This is a genomic window from Pseudoalteromonas sp. SG41-5 (genome assembly GCF_014164495.1).
Lineage (GTDB): Bacteria > Pseudomonadota > Gammaproteobacteria > Enterobacterales > Alteromonadaceae > Pseudoalteromonas > Pseudoalteromonas rhizosphaerae.
The window spans coordinates 1-19,101 of sequence record NZ_JACJFH010000004.1 but is presented as its reverse complement, the minus strand read 5'-3'; the positions used below and the strand labels follow the sequence as shown (position 1 = coordinate 19,101).

General features: G+C 40.3%; 19 protein-coding genes. 1 reads left to right on the top strand and 18 read right to left on the bottom strand.

Features of this window, described 5'->3' with window-relative positions:
- Positions 1 to 162 precede the first annotated feature (162 nt).
- The 10 genes from H5232_RS01825 to modF all read right to left on the bottom strand — a co-directional run bounded on the left by H5232_RS01825 (position 163) and on the right by modF (position 7,972).
- Positions 163 to 438, bottom strand: coding sequence for a DUF6881 domain-containing protein (locus H5232_RS01825; protein ID WP_182740399.1), 276 nt, complete (start codon positions 436 to 438; stop codon positions 163 to 165).
- Between the two features lie 66 nt (positions 439 to 504).
- Positions 505 to 1,140, bottom strand: a complete 636-nt coding sequence (locus H5232_RS01820) for a DUF4272 domain-containing protein (protein WP_182717662.1) — start codon at positions 1,138 to 1,140, stop codon at positions 505 to 507.
- Positions 1,141 to 1,251: 111 nt separating this feature from the next.
- A complete protein-coding gene (locus tag H5232_RS01815) occupies positions 1,252 to 1,563 on the bottom strand; it encodes a hypothetical protein (protein WP_182740400.1) in 312 nt (103 codons plus the stop codon).
- Positions 1,564 to 1,581: 18 nt separating this feature from the next.
- Complete coding sequence (locus H5232_RS01810; RefSeq protein WP_149982584.1) at positions 1,582 to 1,902, bottom strand: hypothetical protein; 321 nt, start codon at positions 1,900 to 1,902, stop codon at positions 1,582 to 1,584.
- 97 nt (positions 1,903 to 1,999) lie between these two features.
- Positions 2,000 to 2,326: a hypothetical protein gene (locus H5232_RS01805; protein ID WP_149982583.1), complete on the bottom strand. Its 327-nt coding sequence runs from the start codon at positions 2,324 to 2,326 to the stop codon at positions 2,000 to 2,002.
- Positions 2,327 to 2,891: 565 nt separating this feature from the next.
- Positions 2,892 to 3,455: a hypothetical protein gene (locus H5232_RS01800; RefSeq protein WP_182717660.1), complete on the bottom strand. Its 564-nt coding sequence runs from the start codon at positions 3,453 to 3,455 to the stop codon at positions 2,892 to 2,894.
- A gap of 122 nt (positions 3,456 to 3,577) precedes the next feature.
- Complete coding sequence (locus H5232_RS01795; protein ID WP_182784083.1) at positions 3,578 to 4,627, bottom strand: ankyrin repeat domain-containing protein; 1,050 nt, start codon at positions 4,625 to 4,627, stop codon at positions 3,578 to 3,580.
- Positions 4,628 to 5,070: 443 nt separating this feature from the next.
- Positions 5,071 to 5,529: a GIY-YIG nuclease family protein gene (locus H5232_RS01790; RefSeq protein ID WP_182830507.1), complete on the bottom strand. Its 459-nt coding sequence runs from the start codon at positions 5,527 to 5,529 to the stop codon at positions 5,071 to 5,073.
- A gap of 97 nt (positions 5,530 to 5,626) precedes the next feature.
- Entirely contained in the window at positions 5,627 to 6,229 is a 603-nt protein-coding gene (locus H5232_RS01785) for a hypothetical protein (RefSeq protein WP_182830506.1), read from the bottom strand.
- A 297-nt stretch (positions 6,230 to 6,526) separates the two neighbouring features.
- On the bottom strand, positions 6,527 to 7,972 hold the full coding sequence (modF, locus tag H5232_RS01780) for a molybdate ABC transporter ATP-binding protein ModF (RefSeq protein WP_182830505.1): 1,446 nt from the start codon (positions 7,970 to 7,972) through the stop codon (positions 6,527 to 6,529).
- Between the two features lie 145 nt (positions 7,973 to 8,117).
- On the opposite strand from modF, the gene H5232_RS01775 reads away from it, so the two are divergent.
- Positions 8,118 to 8,735 carry a hypothetical protein gene (locus H5232_RS01775; protein ID WP_182740402.1) on the top strand — a complete coding sequence of 206 codons (618 nt, stop codon included), beginning with the start codon at positions 8,118 to 8,120 and terminating at the stop codon, positions 8,733 to 8,735.
- A 6-nt stretch (positions 8,736 to 8,741) separates the two neighbouring features.
- On the opposite strand, the gene H5232_RS01770 is transcribed toward H5232_RS01775, so the two are convergent.
- From H5232_RS01770 to H5232_RS01735, 8 genes are all read right to left on the bottom strand, one after another.
- Entirely contained in the window at positions 8,742 to 10,469 is a 1,728-nt protein-coding gene (locus H5232_RS01770; RefSeq protein WP_182830504.1) for a response regulator, read from the bottom strand.
- Between the two features lie 123 nt (positions 10,470 to 10,592).
- Entirely contained in the window at positions 10,593 to 12,926 is a 2,334-nt protein-coding gene (locus H5232_RS01765) for a fatty acid cis/trans isomerase (RefSeq protein WP_182740404.1), read from the bottom strand.
- Between the two features lie 4 nt (positions 12,927 to 12,930).
- On the bottom strand, positions 12,931 to 13,293 hold the full coding sequence (locus tag H5232_RS01760) for a hypothetical protein (RefSeq protein ID WP_145238340.1): 363 nt from the start codon (positions 13,291 to 13,293) through the stop codon (positions 12,931 to 12,933).
- 127 nt (positions 13,294 to 13,420) lie between these two features.
- Positions 13,421 to 14,086 (bottom strand): SDR family oxidoreductase, encoded by a 666-nt coding sequence (locus tag H5232_RS01755; RefSeq protein WP_182717654.1) that lies wholly within the window; start codon positions 14,084 to 14,086, stop codon positions 13,421 to 13,423.
- A gap of 103 nt (positions 14,087 to 14,189) precedes the next feature.
- Complete coding sequence (locus H5232_RS01750; protein ID WP_145238336.1) at positions 14,190 to 14,996, bottom strand: VOC family protein; 807 nt, start codon at positions 14,994 to 14,996, stop codon at positions 14,190 to 14,192.
- A gap of 273 nt (positions 14,997 to 15,269) precedes the next feature.
- A complete protein-coding gene (locus tag H5232_RS01745) occupies positions 15,270 to 15,980 on the bottom strand; it encodes a hypothetical protein (RefSeq protein WP_182717653.1) in 711 nt (236 codons plus the stop codon).
- Between the two features lie 120 nt (positions 15,981 to 16,100).
- Positions 16,101 to 17,891 carry an alkaline phosphatase gene (locus tag H5232_RS01740; RefSeq protein ID WP_182830503.1) on the bottom strand — a complete coding sequence of 597 codons (1,791 nt, stop codon included), beginning with the start codon at positions 17,889 to 17,891 and terminating at the stop codon, positions 16,101 to 16,103.
- Positions 17,892 to 17,902: 11 nt separating this feature from the next.
- A partial coding sequence (locus H5232_RS01735) for an alkaline phosphatase (protein ID WP_182830502.1) occupies positions 17,903 to 19,101 on the bottom strand: 1,199 nt, incomplete at its 5' end.

The window sequence follows — 19,101 nt, the reverse complement described above, 5'->3', positions numbered from 1 at the left end:
TTCCATCAAATTCGATAGTGAAGCTATGCTTAGAAAAAGCAGATTCACATGCAGCTCTAAAATCAGCAGACTCTGGCGGTGAAAAAAACTCGATATGCTTCTTTGAGCTTCCCTGTTTATGAGACACTTTATATTCTTGCATATTATTGATGCCTCAAGCAGCTATGGTACATATTTCTGCCATAGCTGCTCAAATTCTTGTTTTGAGATACTTATTCCCTGAAATTCAACATCAGAGTTTATCTCCTCTAGTTGCGGCACTTCAACAATACCGAGCATCGTATTTTCGGTGTGGGTTTCACCCGAAGCAAATCCAAGCTTTCCATTACGACAAAACTCAAGCTTGCGGAGTTCAAAATTATCATCACCAATTTCGGATACGAGACGAAACGGCTCATCTTCAAGGTCATGTATCCACTCGACATCAATGTATCTCATATTTATCTCCAATAGCGCCATCACCCGCCAATTAGCTGACCTCGGGTGATCACCCTGCTATATTTTTTATGTGTCTTGAGGGACATCATCCCAATCTAATTGTTTATCAAGACACCAGCTTAGCGCTCGACGGCGCTCCATGATTATGCTCATATTAAAATTATCATGGGGGTCATTATTAAGTTGGTAATGCCTACAACTCCACATAGCTCGATAATATACATCTCTCATTTTATATATTTCTTCAAACGAGCGGATTTTAATATCTTTCGTAAACTTTTCTGGGCCTTCTTCTTGCTGTAGATCCGGGCAGTAGTCGATCATATCGTCCGGTATTGGGTATGGAAAACTGAGGTCATCGAATTTATTCATAACCCAAATCAACGCCCAGAGTGACTCAAGATACCAATGTAAATTGATTTTATCTTGCTCACTTATGTTTTCTTGGGATTGTGTAAGAATAGTTTTCTCAACGTCTGACAAGTGTTCAGCTAGTTGGTTTTCATCGATATAGTTTTTTATGAAGTCAATTGGGGCGTTGAATGCAATATTGATCATTGCATTCATAATCAATGCTCTATTTATGATCTCACTATCTGATCTCATCTGTGAGATATCATAGACAGGAAGCCAATCACAAATTTCCCCATCAAAACTTGAAACAATAGTTTCGCTTTCTTTTTTAATTGCTTGAGTATCCATAACCTCTCCCTAATTTTCCCTAAATATAACAAGCCTGTAAAATTGCTCGTTTTAAATTTATTGCCATTGATGTATCAACCATAGCTGAGCTCATATGTATTAGTGGCTAACTCAATATTCACCAGAAATAATTAATTCACTTTGCGATTTTACGACTATGAAAGCAACCGAGTTTTGCTTACTTGTGAAACCAACAGAACAAATAGCCATACTACCTAAGCCACATGTCACTTCAGGATATTGTTCGCTGATGGAAGTTTCACCTTCTTGGTTTGGCACTAGCTGCCAACCACTGTTTAAAAACTCACGTTTAACTACTTCATAGCTTTTTCCTTTATACTGAGAAAAATCTAATTCATCAGCATGCAAAACCGCATTACTGCTGAATATTAAAGCAAACAGGCATGCAAACTTAAATTTCAAATATACAGCCTAAACTTGTTAAGGGCTGACTTCGTAGCCATGTTCGGTTATCAGTAGTGATAGTAAGCCCTCTAATTGCACATCAGTTTTTGGGATAAACGTTACATCGCCTGCATCCGAATCGTGATCAAGCGTTAGTTCTTGGCCCAAAAAATTGTAAACTCGACTAAATACCCCAAAAGGTAGAAATACAGATTCATCTTTTAACTCACAGAATGAGTCTAATATGAGTTGTGCATTTTTATATGCAGCATACCCATTAGGATCGATGTCGTAGTCTGGTAATACCGATGCCCGCAAAAATCCTGACATTTTATATTTTCGTAATTTATTGCTCATAGGCTCTTAACGCGAAGCTTTTAATAAACAGTTCGAAATTTTTCATTGTAATTATCTTCATGCCCACGTCACGCAGTCAGTGTCAAATAATCACTTATTAGCTACCTAATCGAGATAAATAGTTTCTTGCACATTCACCGACGAAACGCCGGCCAGGATTAGTGCCAGCAATCCAGTCCTCAATGGGAAAAAGATCAAATAGGCCGACTTTCACAAGCGTTGGCACAGCAAGTTCTAGCTCTTTCTCTACTAGCTCTCGCTCGCCAGCATTATAAAGATTAATGTTATATAACATTGTTGCCACGGTTCCTGTCTGAACCCGACTCCCATCTTTTAAATGAACTGAAGGTAAAACCTCCCCGTCCTTAACTACTTTCTGATTTACAGTAGCCAGCTGTTCTGTATTTTCGACATTAGTTTTCATTCAGGATAACCCTATTTCAAGTAGTTAACGAACTTGTAGAATAACGCAATTTTATTTTTATTTATTTCTCAACCATAGCCGAGTTGCTATTTTGATTCAATCGTTTGCTGATTTTCTACTTTGATCGCTATTACCATAATTGATTTCAAAATGTGAATGACCGAAAATTCGTATTTTTCGAATTACTGACATTTACCTGTCGTTTGCCATTTAAATGTTCACAATCCCCTCATGTGATACTGGCTATGCTACAGCACCATGCCCCTGTGTAGATTATCAGTTGCAACTAAACTCTTTGCTAACAAGCCTATGCGATACTCAAGTGATTGACTTTAATCATTAAATAAAAAACATTCTGATATTAAAATGGGGTCTTAATCTCTTCTCATATACCGCTTTTAAATAACTGCCATTTGGACATTAACTTACTCTTTTTTGAGTTTATTTGCCTAACGTACTGGCTACTGCTGTACATAAGAATAGTTAAAAACCATAACGTTAAAGATGTATGGGGTAACGTCAGAATAAAGCGTTTCCCCCATATTCAACCGACGACATGTTCGGTTTAGTTAAGATCCGATATGATCCGCTTGAGAGCATCGAGTTCAACTTTATCATTTCGTTGTTCCCAAGCATTCATAATATCTGCAACAGCCAACCCATGTTCATCAGCCAATGCAGAGCGTAACGCCCAAGCCACTAGATGATTGGGGTTTTTCCAACCGTCATATAAATCATAAATATGATGATCTGATAAAAACACTTGTGATCCGCTACTGTTGGTCATCACAAACCAATCACCAACTGGGTCAGAGCCTAATGAAAATAACTCATCGTCACGTTCAAAGTCATCCAACTCTTCTCTGAAGTTAAAACCAATCATATCCTGTCTAAAAGGCCATAAAAACGGAAACTTGCCGCTCGAAACAAGCTGGAAATAGGCTTCAATCCAAGAATGCCATTGCGGTGAAATAATCGTTTTACATCGAGATACTACTTCCTCTTTTAATACAACCGGTGAAATATAGTCTAACTCTTTCAACGCTTTGCATTCTTCAAGAAACTGGACTGGAAAATAGTTATCGGGGATCGGATTAGTAATAATTTCGAGTAATTGTTCTTCGTTCACTTAATTTTCCTATTTAAATAATACAGATGGAGTCTCATCAATAACTGATGACACTAGTAATTAAAATACCTTGCATAGAGCACATAAAAAGCACATAGCAGATGGCCTCAGTAATAAATACTTTAACGTTTATAGCTGGGGGTTTCTAATTTAATTGGATGAGTGTTTTTTGAAATCCACTTAACAGCATATTGTTGCAGCTGAGTGGTCTCATCCATTAACAGCTCCATATCGGAAACTAGATTACTTAATGCAGCAATTTCTTTTTCTTCCAATGAATTGTGTGAAGCAATATGCTTAAGATAAGCATTGCACATTTGCCGGTATGCGCGATCCCAATTAACACCACCATTACCATACAGCTCATCAGTCACTCGCCCTGCGATACGAATAACTTCACCTTGTACGGTTAATGCTGCGCCTTTAGGCGGGACTAAATAATCCCAAAGGTTATCGTATGTTTGCTCCCAAGTATCACCAACTAACTCAATAGCTGACTGTCCGTCGTGAAGCAAACGCGTTGCCACAGGCGTTACACCATATAAGCGATACAAGTTATTTAAGGCGTGACTGTACTCATCTACACTATCTTTATTAAAGTCTTCTCGCATAAACTCGAACTTATCGCCAATAGCGGTCACCAATTCTTGCATTTTAGGCGTAATTTCTACGCCATAACGAACGAATAGCTCTGTCATATCAACCATACTGGGAATATCCAAATTGCCGCAGCGCTGCAAGCTGTATTCTAATGGTGTTAAGTCATATTCATTTTTAACGTTAATATCCGCACCGGCCGCAAGCAATACTGCCGCATTGTGGACGTTATGAAAGGTTACTGCGCTATGCAGTGGCGTATTGCCCGCTTTACTTTGAAAATTTACGTCCGCTCCCATTTGAATAAGAACGTCCAAGTTCGAGTGTATAGCGCCTGCTCTAAGGTGTAGCGGCGTATTGCCATAGGTATTTAAATAATGCAAATCCGCGCCATTATCAACAAGCCACTTTGACAACTCATCGGGACAATGACTAAACCCTAGTGCCGATACCTTACCGTAGCCGCTGTAAGCATCCAGCTCGCATTTGTCAAAAATAGTGATAAGAGTCGAGAGATTTTCTTTTTTGATCAGCTCATCAAAATTCTTGGGAAGTGTTTTTCTTTTTCGTGCCATGGTTACGTACTCTATCCTTTGTATATAACATATTCACTGTGCGCTAAGTGAACTGGGGGTCTATATTTTATATAATATCCCGAAGACTGATATGGCTTATTTTAGAGGCGCTATTATACAAAAATAATTTCCCTATAGATCGGTGTTTTTAACAGACAAACGGTAATTCCCCCATTTTTAATGGAGGCGAGCTGTAGAATCACTCGTTTTTAATTTATTGTTATTGATGGTTCAACCATAACCGAGTAGCTATTTTGCTCCCCCCTCATTTACTGCTCATTCATTACTCTTTGTGCAAAAAAATTAGTGAATTATTCACAATAAGGTTAAGAGGCCTGCACTTTAGAGGAAGTAAACGAATTTGTTTATTGATTTAGAATTGACCATCACTATATAAAAACAGTCAAAAAGAACACTATTGCCAGAGTTAAGGCTCATATGTGTTAGTTTTTATTTAATGCTGACTTTATGTACTGGAGCATATCAAAATCATTTAACCAAAGTTTAAACTCAGTATTGCTAATATTACCTTTAACATACTCATCAATTGCAATTGTTTCAGCTGAAATAGTTTCACTCGTAGACCAGCTAATTTCGCTTAAAAGTGATAGCGCCTTAGGAAAAACCAGAAAGTTGGAATTGATGAAGTCATCAACTTCTTCAGTATTATGAAACCACTCTAAATGGGAGTGACTTGCATTCAAAATAGGATGAATTTTTTTATCTGTTTTGAATTCTCCATAATGAACACCAATCAATTCTAGCTCATCTGCTGAACCTGTCTGATGTGATCTTATTCTATTAAATAAAGAGTGTACTTTAGATTCACCAATTTTGATTTTGTCCAAATTTACACTGCGTACCGCATATATTATTTTATCCAATTGAGACTCATTATTCATTATTGACCAAGAGTTTGATTTAAAAGCTAACGCCGCGCTCTGCGGTAAATTTGTGGCGCAGTGGAAAATTTACTGCAGAGCGCATTGTTAGGCCTGATTACCAAATAGCGTTTCCAACTTTCTCGACACTTTCCCTCTGTTTTTCAATCAGCTTAACAATCTGCTCAACTGCTAGTATGTAGTCTTTCGCAGCACTTAGTGAAGGCTTTAAGTTAGCTTGTGCTACACGGTTGCGCATTTCATAGATTTCTATAACCAGTTTCTTAGTCTCGGGCTCTAGTAAGTCAGTTGTAATCACTCTCGTATAAACGTTATTTGTGCTATCCATTGGATCTACTATAATCCCTGCATCCTTTCCGAAGCGGAAGAGCGCACCATCTACATTCCTCCAGCCTTCTAGGATCATTTTCGTGGGATCATGCTTAGCAATATAGATTTTTGCTAGAGCGACATCAGCTTCTTGTTCTTCTGAAGATATCTTGCCCTCCTTCGCGCCGCTACCTGCGATAATTTCTTTAGATTCTTCAAGTAACTTTCTTGCTTCGGCACCAAATTCCGCTTCTACTGGCCCTGCTTTTATTTTACGTAAGAAAGGAAATAAGTCTGATACGCTCCGACGAAAGACAATACCTAAAATCAAAATAACAGTAGGCCAAGCGATTGCATCAATAACTTTACTTATAAATGTTAATAGATCCATTTTATTACCCCAGAGGCCTTACAACTTAATCAAAGTGCACGTTCCTCTTTTATACAAAAGGCGCGTTCTCTTATTTACATTACTCATTAATAACAAATTATGTAACTGTTTGCTATCCGTATACCCAAACCACCTCTAGATGCAGAATTCAGCGTTTCATAGGGGGTTTAGAGTTACTTTGCAAGAATGGCTGTTGGGTTTCGTTGCACTCAACCCAACCTACGGCGATAAATTTAACGCCGAGCTGCTCTGGTTTTTCCTAGCACCTAGAACCTTTCTCTCCCCCTAGCCCCTTTCTCACCCCCTAAAATCTGCCATATCTAAATAGTGCTCTATCCCGGTAATTTTATCTTTCGCATGGTGGTTTACATAAATTACTGTGCTGCTGCCTGCGGTGCATATTTTTTCGATTAACAGTAAAACACGCTGCCGATTGGCTTCATCAAGCCCCAAACATGGCTCGTCTAAAATCAGTAATGTGGGGTGTTTTACCATAGCGCGGGCAATCAATAGCATGCGTTGGTCACCAAAAGAAAGTTGCGTAAATGGGGTGTTTTTTAACTCACTCAAACCTAATAACGCTAACCATTGTATGGCGATATCAAGCTGAATTTGAGTTGGCTTTTGATACAAGCCAATGCTGTCGTAAAAGCCTGACACTATGGTATTGAGCGCAGAAATACTAACCCGATATTCCATATGCAAAGCATTCGAAATATAGCCAATATGCTGCTTAATTTGCCAAATACTTTCACCACTGCCGCGTTGATAGCCAAACACTTTAATATCATTGTTATAACACTGCGGGTTATCGCCAGTGATTAAGTTAAGCAGGCAGGTTTTGCCGGAGCCGTTTTGACCACTGAGCTGCCAATGCTGTCGTGCTTTGATTGTCCAATTTAAGTGGCTAAAAATAACCTTGCCACTGTAACTGACCATAGCATTTCGCAATCTTACTAACTCAGGCTCATTAAACTCTGGGGCACTGTGTGCCACGTCTTTGCTAGGAATCGTTAAATCAGTTTGTTGTAGGTGTAATAATTTAAATAAATCATCGCGCTGCTTAAGGTCAGGAGTTGCTAGTTGCTGTTGTAATTCGCCATTTTTCACATAACCATAATGCGTAATAAATACGGGGATTTCGTCTAACCGATTAACCACAAAGACCATGGTCATGCTGGCACTTAGTTCGATTAATACGCTACGTAATAGCTCAACGCTTTGTACATCCAAACCATCAAACGGTTCATCAAGCACAATCAGTTCGGGGCGATTACTCAGTGCTTTAATTAACATTAGTTTACGTGTTTCCCCGGTTGAGAGTGCGCGCAAACGTTGCTTAAGCAATGCCTCAAAAGCAAACCCTGTAATTAACTGCTGACATAGCTGTTGATCAAAATATGGGCCTGATTGCTGATAAATCAGCTCTGACACCAATTTAGGGCTGGTTTTACCATCGGTGATGTCGTCTTGATCAGCTAATAACTCAGCGGTAATCAATTGCTTTTGCAGATCTGAAGAGACTATTTCTGTACGCTTAAAATCACAACGTCGTGTACCACTGACAATATTAGCTTGATCGAGTAATACTGCTGTTATGGCTGATTTTCCTGCTCCGTTACCGCCAAGTAGCACCCAATGCTGAGCGCTCTCAACCTGCCAAGTTAGCTTACTTACGAGAAAACTTTCGCGTTCATTGGTACCAAGGTTAGCCGTCACATTATTGAGTTTAATTGACTGCACAGCGATCCTTTTTAGCTCTTAAATTAATTAGTTTGAAAATACATGACTTTTATTAGCATGGCTATAGAATAAAATTCACGCGGTTTAAACCTTTTTAAATCTGCTAACGTCTAATCTATAAAGCCATTAACAACGAGTAAAAATAATGAATACACTTAGTATCTCTAGTTTAGCCGTAATCTTATTAACCAGTAGTTTAGCTGCTCATGCTGAGCAAAAAATTGAACAGATCTTTGATGTCACTGCCAAGCAGGCATTGGCGATCAACGTGCCCGTTGGCAGCCTAGAACTTAGCACCCATCAAGGCAACCAAGTAACCGTGTCGATTGAGCTAAAAGCGAAAAATGATAATTGGTTTAGTGATGATGTTGCACTTGAAGATATCACTTTAAAACATCAACAAAGTAGCGATAAGCTGAGCCTCTCGATTGATAATGACGATGTGCAACAAAGCTGGCTGGTAAGTATACCAACAACCATGGCGATAGATTTAGAGCTAGGTGTTGGCGATATTGAAGTAAATAATTTTGCTAATACTGCCAGCATCGATGTCGGTGTGGGCGCAGTACGGATCAGCAGCGCGTTAGCTGACTATCAAACGATCACCCTAGATAGTGGTGTTGGCGACACCAAAATAGCAGGCATGAAAAATGATGCTAAACATAGCCGTAAGCTGGTCACCTCAACTAGTAAATATAACGGTGGCGGCCAATACCGCATTAACGTTGAAGTCGGTGTAGGCGATATTAAAATCAGCCACTAAAAATTATCAGCCCTCGTTAAATACATTCATGAGGGCTTTTTTAATATCCGCAACCGAAAATGGTTTATAAACATGTACATTAGAGCCAAGTTCATAAGTTCGCTCTAAATCACTTGGCGCAGTGTTGGCGGTGATCACAATGATCGGAACCGTTGAATTTAATTCTTTGCGAATGATATCTATCGCTTGAAAGCCATCCATAACCGGCATGTTCAAATCCATAAAAATCACATTAAACTCACTTTCAGCAATTTTTTGTGTTGCTATTAAACCGTTTTCAGCCACTTCAACGGTGTAATTAAGCTCGGTTAAAATTCGTGATAAAATTGTTGCGTTTAATAAATTGTCTTCCACAATTAAGCAATGCAGTTGTGCGGGTAAGTTGCCTTGATTCGTTAGTAGTGCAGCTTTAGATAATGGCAAACGGATCTTAATCTGTGCACCATGCGGTATGACATCTTTAAACTCAACGCCGCCTTGCATAGCACTGACAATATGTTGCACACGTGCCAAACCGGTTTGTAAGCCCTGAAAGTCATTGCTCTGTTCTATACTATGATGATTTAAATATGGATAGCATTGAGCAAAACCAACGCCGCTATCAGCGACCACTATTTTAATATGACCATCTTGGTAACTAACGGATATTGAAACCTGCCCAGTGCTAGTAAATTTAATGGCATTACTAAGTAGCTCGGTAATGATTTGCTGCAATCGTAAATGATCAAACTCTGTATAGCGATCTAACTCAGGACTGAGTTTTACTTCAAACTTTAACTGTTTGTTATCACAGGCAAACTGAAAAGGTGTAATAGCCGACTCAAGCGTGGTTATTAAATTACGCTTGATAAATTTTAACTGCCATTGCCCAGTATTAAACTGCTGTAGTTCATGTAACTCATCCAGCATACTTACAATCCTGCTGGCACAATATTTTGCTTGTTTTTGCAATGCTTGCTGAGATTCTGATAGCTGAAGTTGCTCAATCGAGTCTATCAGCCCTTGTAGCGGTGTTCTAAATTCATGACTTGCCCGTGCGATAAAGCGCTCTTTATAAGTGCTTATCTGCTCTGCTCGCAACTTTTGTTGTTGGTATTTATTAATCGCAGCGATAATTTGCAGCTCCATAGGCTGAAATATAAATTTCAGCTCAATGAATAGCAACACTAAAGTTAATAGCCAAAAAGCCAGCTCTAGGTTGGACAGCACTCGGGTTTTGAACTTTGCTTGTTGTTCAAATAGCGAGACTGCACCATCAAGCTCCTTGAGCAAGCGTTCAACCTCTGCAACTGTAAATCGCTTTTCTACTTTGCTTACACTAGGATCATTTAACAGTTGCTGCACTTTAGCCAAATACGCTAGCGACGTTTGCGCAAGATTAATCGGTGACGAAAAATAATAAGCAACCAACTCGTCGTCTAAATATAAATAATCGCCATTAGAATGCTGTTGCACTAAAAATTCATGCCCTGCTCTAAACTCTGCGCTCGCTTTAGCTAATACATTACGATGTAATTTAATATTGCTACCAATCTCAGTAACCATGGCATTACTATGCCAAGCGATTTTTTGTGACAACATCCGCTGCTTACCTGCAACATTGATAATATGAGCATCGTCTTTTTGCACAAAAACCATAAACTGAATAAGCAAAGCACTCGCGCTCGAGAGAATCGCTATCGCTAATAACGCCCAACGATAGCGCGACCGAATATTAGCAATAATTTGAATCATAATAGGCCCTATTATTTTTTAATAAGTGTAGACCAAAGGGGATAAAGTGACACTTTACGCAATGATATTATTAAAAAAATAAACCCCGCTTCAATGCGGGGTTTATCAATTTTGCTTTTATAATTACCGATTTTCTAAACGATTATAATCAAACAAACCGTATTCAACACCACCGTATTGTTTGGCAACTTTGTGCAAAATATCACTGTATTGCCAAAATTGCGGATGTGTTCGGCGAATTGCAAACTGACTCTTTAATGCTCTGTAATCGGCTTCTATTTGCATCAATGGTAGTTGCTCGGCAAATGATGCAAGTTGTTGTGGATTATTCAAATACCAAATTGTTTCAGGGTAATCACCAATGAAACCAGGCACAATGGTGACGGTATCTTCTGCATAAGCGCGCTGCCCTTCCTCGTTCAATAAACTAGAAATATTATAATGGGCATTGTGATGGATCATGGTATACGCTTGATGCTCTGCAGCACCGTCTTTCACTAATATAAACGAGATTTGCGGCAGTAAATTAATTGCTTTTGCAGGCATATTATTTAACTGCTGTAACGGCTCTGGTACTTGTGTGTAATCAAAGCGCGGACTTAACACCGGTTTTAGCGTTTGTTTAATTAAGCCATATAACTCGTGTTGTTGATCCTGTGTTTTGTAGTCAATACCAGTTGGCTGACTAAACTCATCACCACTTTCAAAGAAATTAGTTAAACTCGGTGGTGCTTTACGATACCAGTTTGCTTTTAACTCTTTACGCTGAGGCTTAGGTAACAGTGCTAAAAAGTTTTGCTCGCCTTCTAGACGCAAAAAATCCATGTATAAACGAGTGATCAACTGATGGCCAACATTACCGTAGACATCAAACCCGGCAACTAATAAATAATGTATCCGCTCAAACAGTGCGTAATCTAATACCCACATGGTTTTTGGCTCTTGGCCAATAAAACCTTTAACCACAGTCGCACTATCAAAATGGCGGAAAATAGTCAGAGCAGCATTATCATTCACCTCGTCACCACGCCATAATAGGTCGGTGGTTAGGTTTTCACCATTTTTGAACATGCTATTTGCCAACGTTGCCTTGGCTTTAAGGTAAGTATTCTGACGTTTGGCGTATTTGACCCAGCTAGATATAGGTAAAGCGTTGCTTTCTTCAGCCGCAGGCAATGCCAAGGCATCTTCATGTTGTAGCAGCATTTCACCCACTTCTGGCGTTGCCGCTTTAGCAGGATCAGCAAATGCCACCCAAAAATGATCATTAATAACATTTAACGCTATTTGACCACGACAAACAGGCCCTTTAATAAAGCCCATAATGATTAATTCAGCTTCATCTAACATAAATTGATATTTAGATTTAACCGGCATGGCGGCAAACACTTTAAATGGGTTGGATGCTATTTCTGGCAAGTAACTTGGCATGCTGTCAACGTGATAATCTGGCGCAATAAACTGGCTGTACAAGCGCGCTAATTTACTGTCATTCAGTGCCAGTGGTAAATGCGTTTTTGCCAAAATAGTCGAACGATCATGCATTAAGCGATAATACACCCGCTCCACTTTAGGGTCATCGTAAGGGCGGCGGGTATTTATTAACTCAATGTCCTGCCCTGGTGGGGTACTCGAACGCACCAATTTAAAAAAGCTTTTTTCATCATCTTGAACAAAATAAATATGTGCTAAATACCAATGTTCAAACACATAACGTGCTGTTAATTGATACTTTAAATCGTCTTGATTTAAAAAGCTCTCCCAGCGTTGTGCTTGAGCTAAAGCAGCTTTGCTTGGCGGTTTAATATGCGCCATTTTACCGCCCTCTTTAAGCCACTTTTCAAGGTGCTTAAATTCAGTACGCGAAATACCAGGTAATCCATATGGCATCCCGGAATGAGGTTGGCTGTTGGCAAGGCTGTCAAATTCTCCTATAGTGGCGCAGCTTTGCGAGCGATCTAAAGAAAAATCAAACTCATCACCTAAGATCTCATCATTTGGTAGCGGTGAGCTCATTTTTAACACTAAACTGTTGTACAACACGCTACCGGCAAGATTTGCTTGCTCTGTTTGCGCTCGTTCATTCAATACTGGGGTAAAGTCTTTATCACGCCACTGGCTAGTATTCGTTGCATCAAAAAGTAAGCGGCTGGGAGTCGATGCTAATAAACGAGTACCATTGTAAACACGTTCCTTACTTAGGCCGCGGTCAATTCCTTCTGGAGATGAAAGTTTCAGTTGGCATGGTGCATCATAGCAGCCATGACAAACCACACAACGACTCTCGAGCACAGGTTGTACATGCTGTAAAAACTCAGCACCGCTACCTGAGTTATGTTCAACCATACGCTGCTGTGTTTGCTCTGGCCCGAATAGCTCATTGTAATGAGCGGCACCTAAATAAGCGCAGCCACTGAGCACAACAATTAGTGCACTCAGCAAAAAAGACTTTCTCATCGAATTATTCGTCCTCATCGCCCAAGTCAAACGTCGGCATCATATCCATTTGTGGGGACACAAATGTTTGCTCTGATTGGGTATCGAGTACTGCGCTCAATAATGGTCCACGCGTTAAAGTTAGCTGTGCTTGATGTGCATTGCTTGCTAAGTCTGCAAACGCCGGGTTATGGGCTTCTACAATATAATCTGAAATAGTAATAGCAATGCTGCTATCCGGTGCTGGATTTTGACAAAGCTGGGTCAGTAAGTCGTCATCTAAAAGTACGCTTATTGAGAGATCAGGGGTCGATAAATCTCGCTCATTTAAGGTCTCATCAAAAAGAAATAACGGAAGTGTTAAACTACTATCTTGCTCTAATTCCATGTGCTGCTCTCAAATACTAAAATCGTTAATATGACAGTATTATAGCAAAAATTAATTAAATTTAGCTAAACTGACTGCTGATTTACAGCCTGTTTAGCTATTAAAGATAACCTACATTAAATATTATTTACCAAGGTAGGGTTTCACCATTTGAATGCCAAAAACCACCACTATTGCTTAGGTTTAGTTCATCAATACGTTGTGCTAAAAGCTCTGCAGATAATTCAGGCGAAATGTCTCCGGCATAATTAACCATTTGTGTTTGCACAAAGCCCGGATGAAATAAACCAACCGCAATTTTTTTGCTTTTTAGCTCATGAGCTAAACTGACTGATGCCGCGTTAAGTGCAGCCTTTGACATACGATAACCAATATAACCACCTGAGTCATTATCAGCAATCGACCCTAAGCGACTGCTGATCATGGCAACTTTAGCGTCAATACCTAAGCAGTGTATTAACGCATGGGTAACTCGAATTGGTGCTACAGCATTGATGGCTATCTGTTGATTAATGGTATCAAAATCCATCTCTGCCATACTTTCATTATGGAAAATACCGGCATTGTTAATAAGCAGATCTATCTTATGCCCATGTAACTGGTTTTCAAGTGTTTCGATATCTGCTGCATTGGCAACATCGATATTGCTGATCACTGTCACATCTAATTCTTTAAGTTCATCGCTTGGAGTACGCACCACGGCCGTAACCTGGTAACCCTTTGCTAAATATTGCTGACATAAATTAAGGCCGATGCCACGATTAGCGCCTGTAATTACCACATGCTTTGTCATACTTTTACTCCCATTCTATATACACTCTATAACTGAGAGCTTGGGGCAAACAAAAATAAAAAAAGCACCTAAGTGCTTTTTTAGTTAATTAAATTAAGCATAACTAGTTACATTTCACATCATTCATAGCGGAGGTCATAATTGAAAACACTGCGCCTTGTGGATCGGTGATCACACTAAAGCGGCCCACCTCGGGAATATCGGTTGGTGCCACACACACTTCACCGCCAAGTTGCTGAGCCGTTGCGACATAGTTATCACAATCATCGACAGCAAAATAAATCATCCAGTGAGCAGGAATTTCTGCAGGCCATTCATCGGTCATCTCAATCATCCCTGCAACGGGTTGGTCAGCAACAGTGAATAATGTGTAGCTCATTCCTTGCATAGGTTTTTCAACGCTCTGCCAACCCAATAACTGGCAATAAAACTCACGGCTTGCAGCACTGTTGCGGGTTGCCAGTTCATGCCAATAGGGAGTATTAAGTTCACCTAAACGTTTGCAACCTTTATGCTGATTACCTTGCCATAAGGCAAATAATGCACCACCAGGCTCATTTAGCAACACCATGCGACCCGCGTCCATTACATCATGAGGACCGGCGATAATATCAGCACCTAATTGTTTGGCTTTTTCAGCTACTTCATCAATATTATCTACTGCAATATAGGCTAACCAATGACTTGATGTCGCTGCGTTTTTTTGTTCGTTCGGCATTTGATACATGGCAGCAATATCATCACCTTGCTTTTGTAACATAGTGTAATAAAGACCATCACCAATGGGTTGATCATCAGCCCCCCAAGCAAATAACTCAGTGTAAAAAGCTTTGCCGCTTTTCCAGTTAGATGTACATAACTCTGACCAACAGAAAACCCCGTGGGGGTGATTACTTTGTGTGTCACTCACGATTCAATCTCCTTAAATAGTACATCTACTAAAGTTAAAAGAGGAAAGCCATTTTAGCCAATTTTATTTGTATCGTAAGGTGATCTTTATAGCAAAACAAACAACGAATGATTTGAACCCGGCCTAAATACAGCTGCGATAGTGTAATATCACTTATTACGGTTAAACGAATCGATACTTTTGCGGGCACTGGCCACATGCTAATTTATAAAGCTGAAATTTGGCCTTTTAACATCCAAATCGAGACTTTAAAAGAGCATTCACCGGCCCTTTTTAGTGGCTGTGCCCACCACCAAGCGCTTTACCATTAGCATCATAAAAGCCAGACGCACCATGCTCGATAAATCCTAAGTTAATCATTTTGGCTAAAAATGGGTCGCCTTCGTTATCACCAATATCTGCATAGTCAGTCGTTTGATAAGCATCCCACAGGGCAAATTGCTGCTGTATCTGAGCTTTTTTAAAGTCCACAGTGCCCAACGTTAATGTTTGAGTAAGTTGCGGTTTAGCAATACTCATTGCGCTTACCAGCTTTTGATTTACCAACCATGCAAGCTCAATCGTAGTATCACCTTGCACTAATTGATAATGCTGTATTTTATCGCAGCCATCACCTTGCTCATCGGTTAAAGTCATCTTGGCAATAAAATCATCACTCACTAATTGGTATTTAGTACTCCAATCTTGCTGACCTTGCACATCTGAAGGTTGATATTCAATACCACGCTGCGGTGTTTGAAAGTAACGAATTGGCCGAATTTGCTGATTACTCAACTGTTGCCACACTTCAACTAATTCAAGGCCTTGCTCTGCAACCTGATGGGGTGTTCGCCATAATGTAAACTGTTGAGATTCAGCCACAGCTTTGCCCGCAACTTGCTTACCAACCTGATAGCTTGCTTGCACATATTGACTGTCCAACGCACACTGCGTGGCACTGGCCAATGGACTTATTAACGCTAAAGATAGGATAATTTTTTTCACTGGATTCTCTTTTCGATTTAATACCGTGGGTCACTGTAATGTGTTTATTTTGCAGATTAATGACAAAGAGCAACTCAGTTTTGGGTTGCTCTTTAGTAAAGCGTATTACATGACAATTACTTAATTTGTAACTTTAGCATCCGCTTGTTTTACTAAGTCAGCTGCATAATCCATCACGTGAAAAATAAAGCTCTGCTCGTTAGTACCTGTTACCAAATGCGCACCAGGGCCAATTGCATAAACACCAACATCTTCACCAGCATGAGTTTCAGATGACAGCGGCACAAGTGCTTCTTGGTGGAAACCTGGACTTTGCGTATCCACATCGGTTAAATCAACACGACCGGTTACTGGGGCAAAGTCGTAACCTACTTCAGCATCCGTTTCCTGACCTAAATCTCTAAAGCCGCCACCATTAGCATAACCTACGGTGGTGTATGGCATATTATCGGCAGCAAGTGTTGGCTCGGTTTCACCCACGGCAACCACTTTACCTAAAATTGGATTACCGCGTTTTGGGTAGCCTGCGATAGTAAATACATGGCTGTGATCGGCAGTAACAATAATCAGCGTATCTTCAATGCTGGTTTTATCAAGCGCCACTTGCACCGCTTTTGATAACTCAATGGTATCACTTAAAGCGTTATAGGCATTGCCCGCATGGTGAGCATGGTCAATTCGTCCAGCTTCAACCGTCAAGAAAAAGCCTTTCTCGTTGTTATCCAATACATCCAGTGCTTTTGCTGTCATCTCTGATAACGATGGTTCACCCGCAATATCATTGCCACGGTCAGCTTCGTATTGCATGTGAGATTCATTAAACAAGCCAAAAATATGTTTAGTATTAGTCACATCAATCGCATTAAAACCTGCTTGATCCATTACGTATTGACCATTTGGATACTGAGCTTGCCATTCAGCAGTTAAATCACGGCCATCAGTACGATCGCCTTCTACCGAGCTTACTGCATCAGCTGAATTATATGCTGCGTCTTTTGGTAAGAAATGACGACGACCGCCACCCATTACCACTTCAAGACCATCAACATCGATCCCAGCAAAACGCGCTTCTAAGTTCTTTTCAAAGTTAACCAGTTGCGATGCAATATCTTCACAATTAGCCGCTTCCGACTCAGGCATATCTGAAACATCTTCCCAATTGCGGTTTGCCGCTTTTGCATACGTTGCAGCTGGTGTGGCATGGGTAATACGTGCCGTTGAAATAAGTCCCGTTGATTTACCTGCAATTTCCGCAAGCTCTAATGACGTTACTAATTCATGGCCTTTACCTGACAAACAATTACCATTAACCACTGCTTCATCAATACCAATAACACCGACATCAGTTTTTACGCCTGATGCCATTGCTGTCATCGTACCGGCAGAATCAGGTGTTTGTGCATCAACATTATAAGTTTTAGCAAACCCTGAAAACGGTAGTGTTTCAAAGCTTAACTGATGTTCTTCACCCATTTTGCCCTGTAACTGACCCGCTAAAATACGCGCAGCTGTTACTGTTGAAATCCCCATACCGTCGCCAACAAACAAAATGACGTTTTTCGCTTTGCCAGACTCTTTAACAATATTAGCAATATTATCTTGGCTACTAGCTAATTTAGTGTGTGCTTCTTTATACCAAGTATTGGTAGTAAGCGGCGCTAACTGTTGTGGATTCAATGAAGTTTCAGCATCGTTACACACTACAGTGGTTGTAGTTACTTCATCTGCATCCACCTCACCATTTTGATTGCTGTCGTCACCTGTTAGGGTCTCAATGCCACCATTGATACATTGCTCAGAGCCAACTGCAAGCGTATTTTTAACCGTCATTGACTCAATTTTATCGTCATCATCAGAGCAACCCGCTAACGCAACAACCACAGCAAGAGATATTAAGTTAAGTTTTTTCATTGTAATCACCATTATTCTTCTATTAGTTCGAGCGCTTGACTGATAATGTGGAAAATAACATTTTGCTCCACAACGCCTTGTGCCAACTGTGCCCCAGGGCCCTTAGCATGCAATGAAATATCCTCACCTGCATGAGTTTCCGAGCTAAGTGGGACTGCTGCTTCTTGATGAAAGCCCGGTGTTAAGGTATCAACACCACTTAATTCAACACGCCCAGCAACGGCTGCGGCTAAATATGAAGCGTCTGCATCTGTTTCATCACCTAAATCTCTAAAGCCCAAGCCATTTGCGTAACCGACTGTGGTATAAGGCATACCGTCAGCTGCAAGGGTTGGAGTATCGCGACCTACTGCTACAACTTGACCCAAAATTGGGTTACCGCGTTTTGGATAGCCAGCAATGGTAAATACATGGCTGTGATCCGCAGTGACTAAAATAAGTGTTTCATTTGGATCGGTATTTTCTACTGCTGCTTTTACCGCATTGGCAAATTCAATTGTGTCATTTAATGCGTTGTAAGCATTACCGGCATGGTGGGCGTGATCGATACGACCCGATTCAACCGTTAGGAAAAACCCTTTTTCATTATTCTTTAAGATATCAATCGCTTTAGTCGTCATTTGCGTTAATGAAGGCTCACCTGCAATATCATTACTGCGATCCGCTTCATATTGCATATGCGATTCATTAAATAATCCAAATACGCGTTTGGTATCGCCATTTATTGCGTCAAAGCCGGCCTGATCAGTAATGTATTTACCATCGCTATACATTTGCTGCCATTGCGCTGTTAAATCACGTTCATCAGTACGATCACCTTCGACTGCACTCATAGCATCATTAGAGTTAAATGCAGCATCTTTTGGTAAGAAATGACGACGGCCGCCACCCATCACCACTTCTAGACCATCAACATCAACACCCGCAAAGCGCGCTTCAAGATTTTTTTCGAAATTAACTAATTGCGACGCAATATCTTCACAACCTGCAGTGACTGCATCTGCAGGCATGTCGGAAATGTCTTCCCAATTACGATCAGCTGATTTTGCATACGTTGCAGCTGGCGTTGCGTGGGTGATCCGTGCAGTAGAAATAATACCTGTGGCTAGGCCTTTAATTTCTGCAAGCTCTGTAGCTGTAATTAATTCATTACCTGCTACAGTTGCACATTTGCCACGTTCAATGTCTTCGTTAACACCAATAACACCAA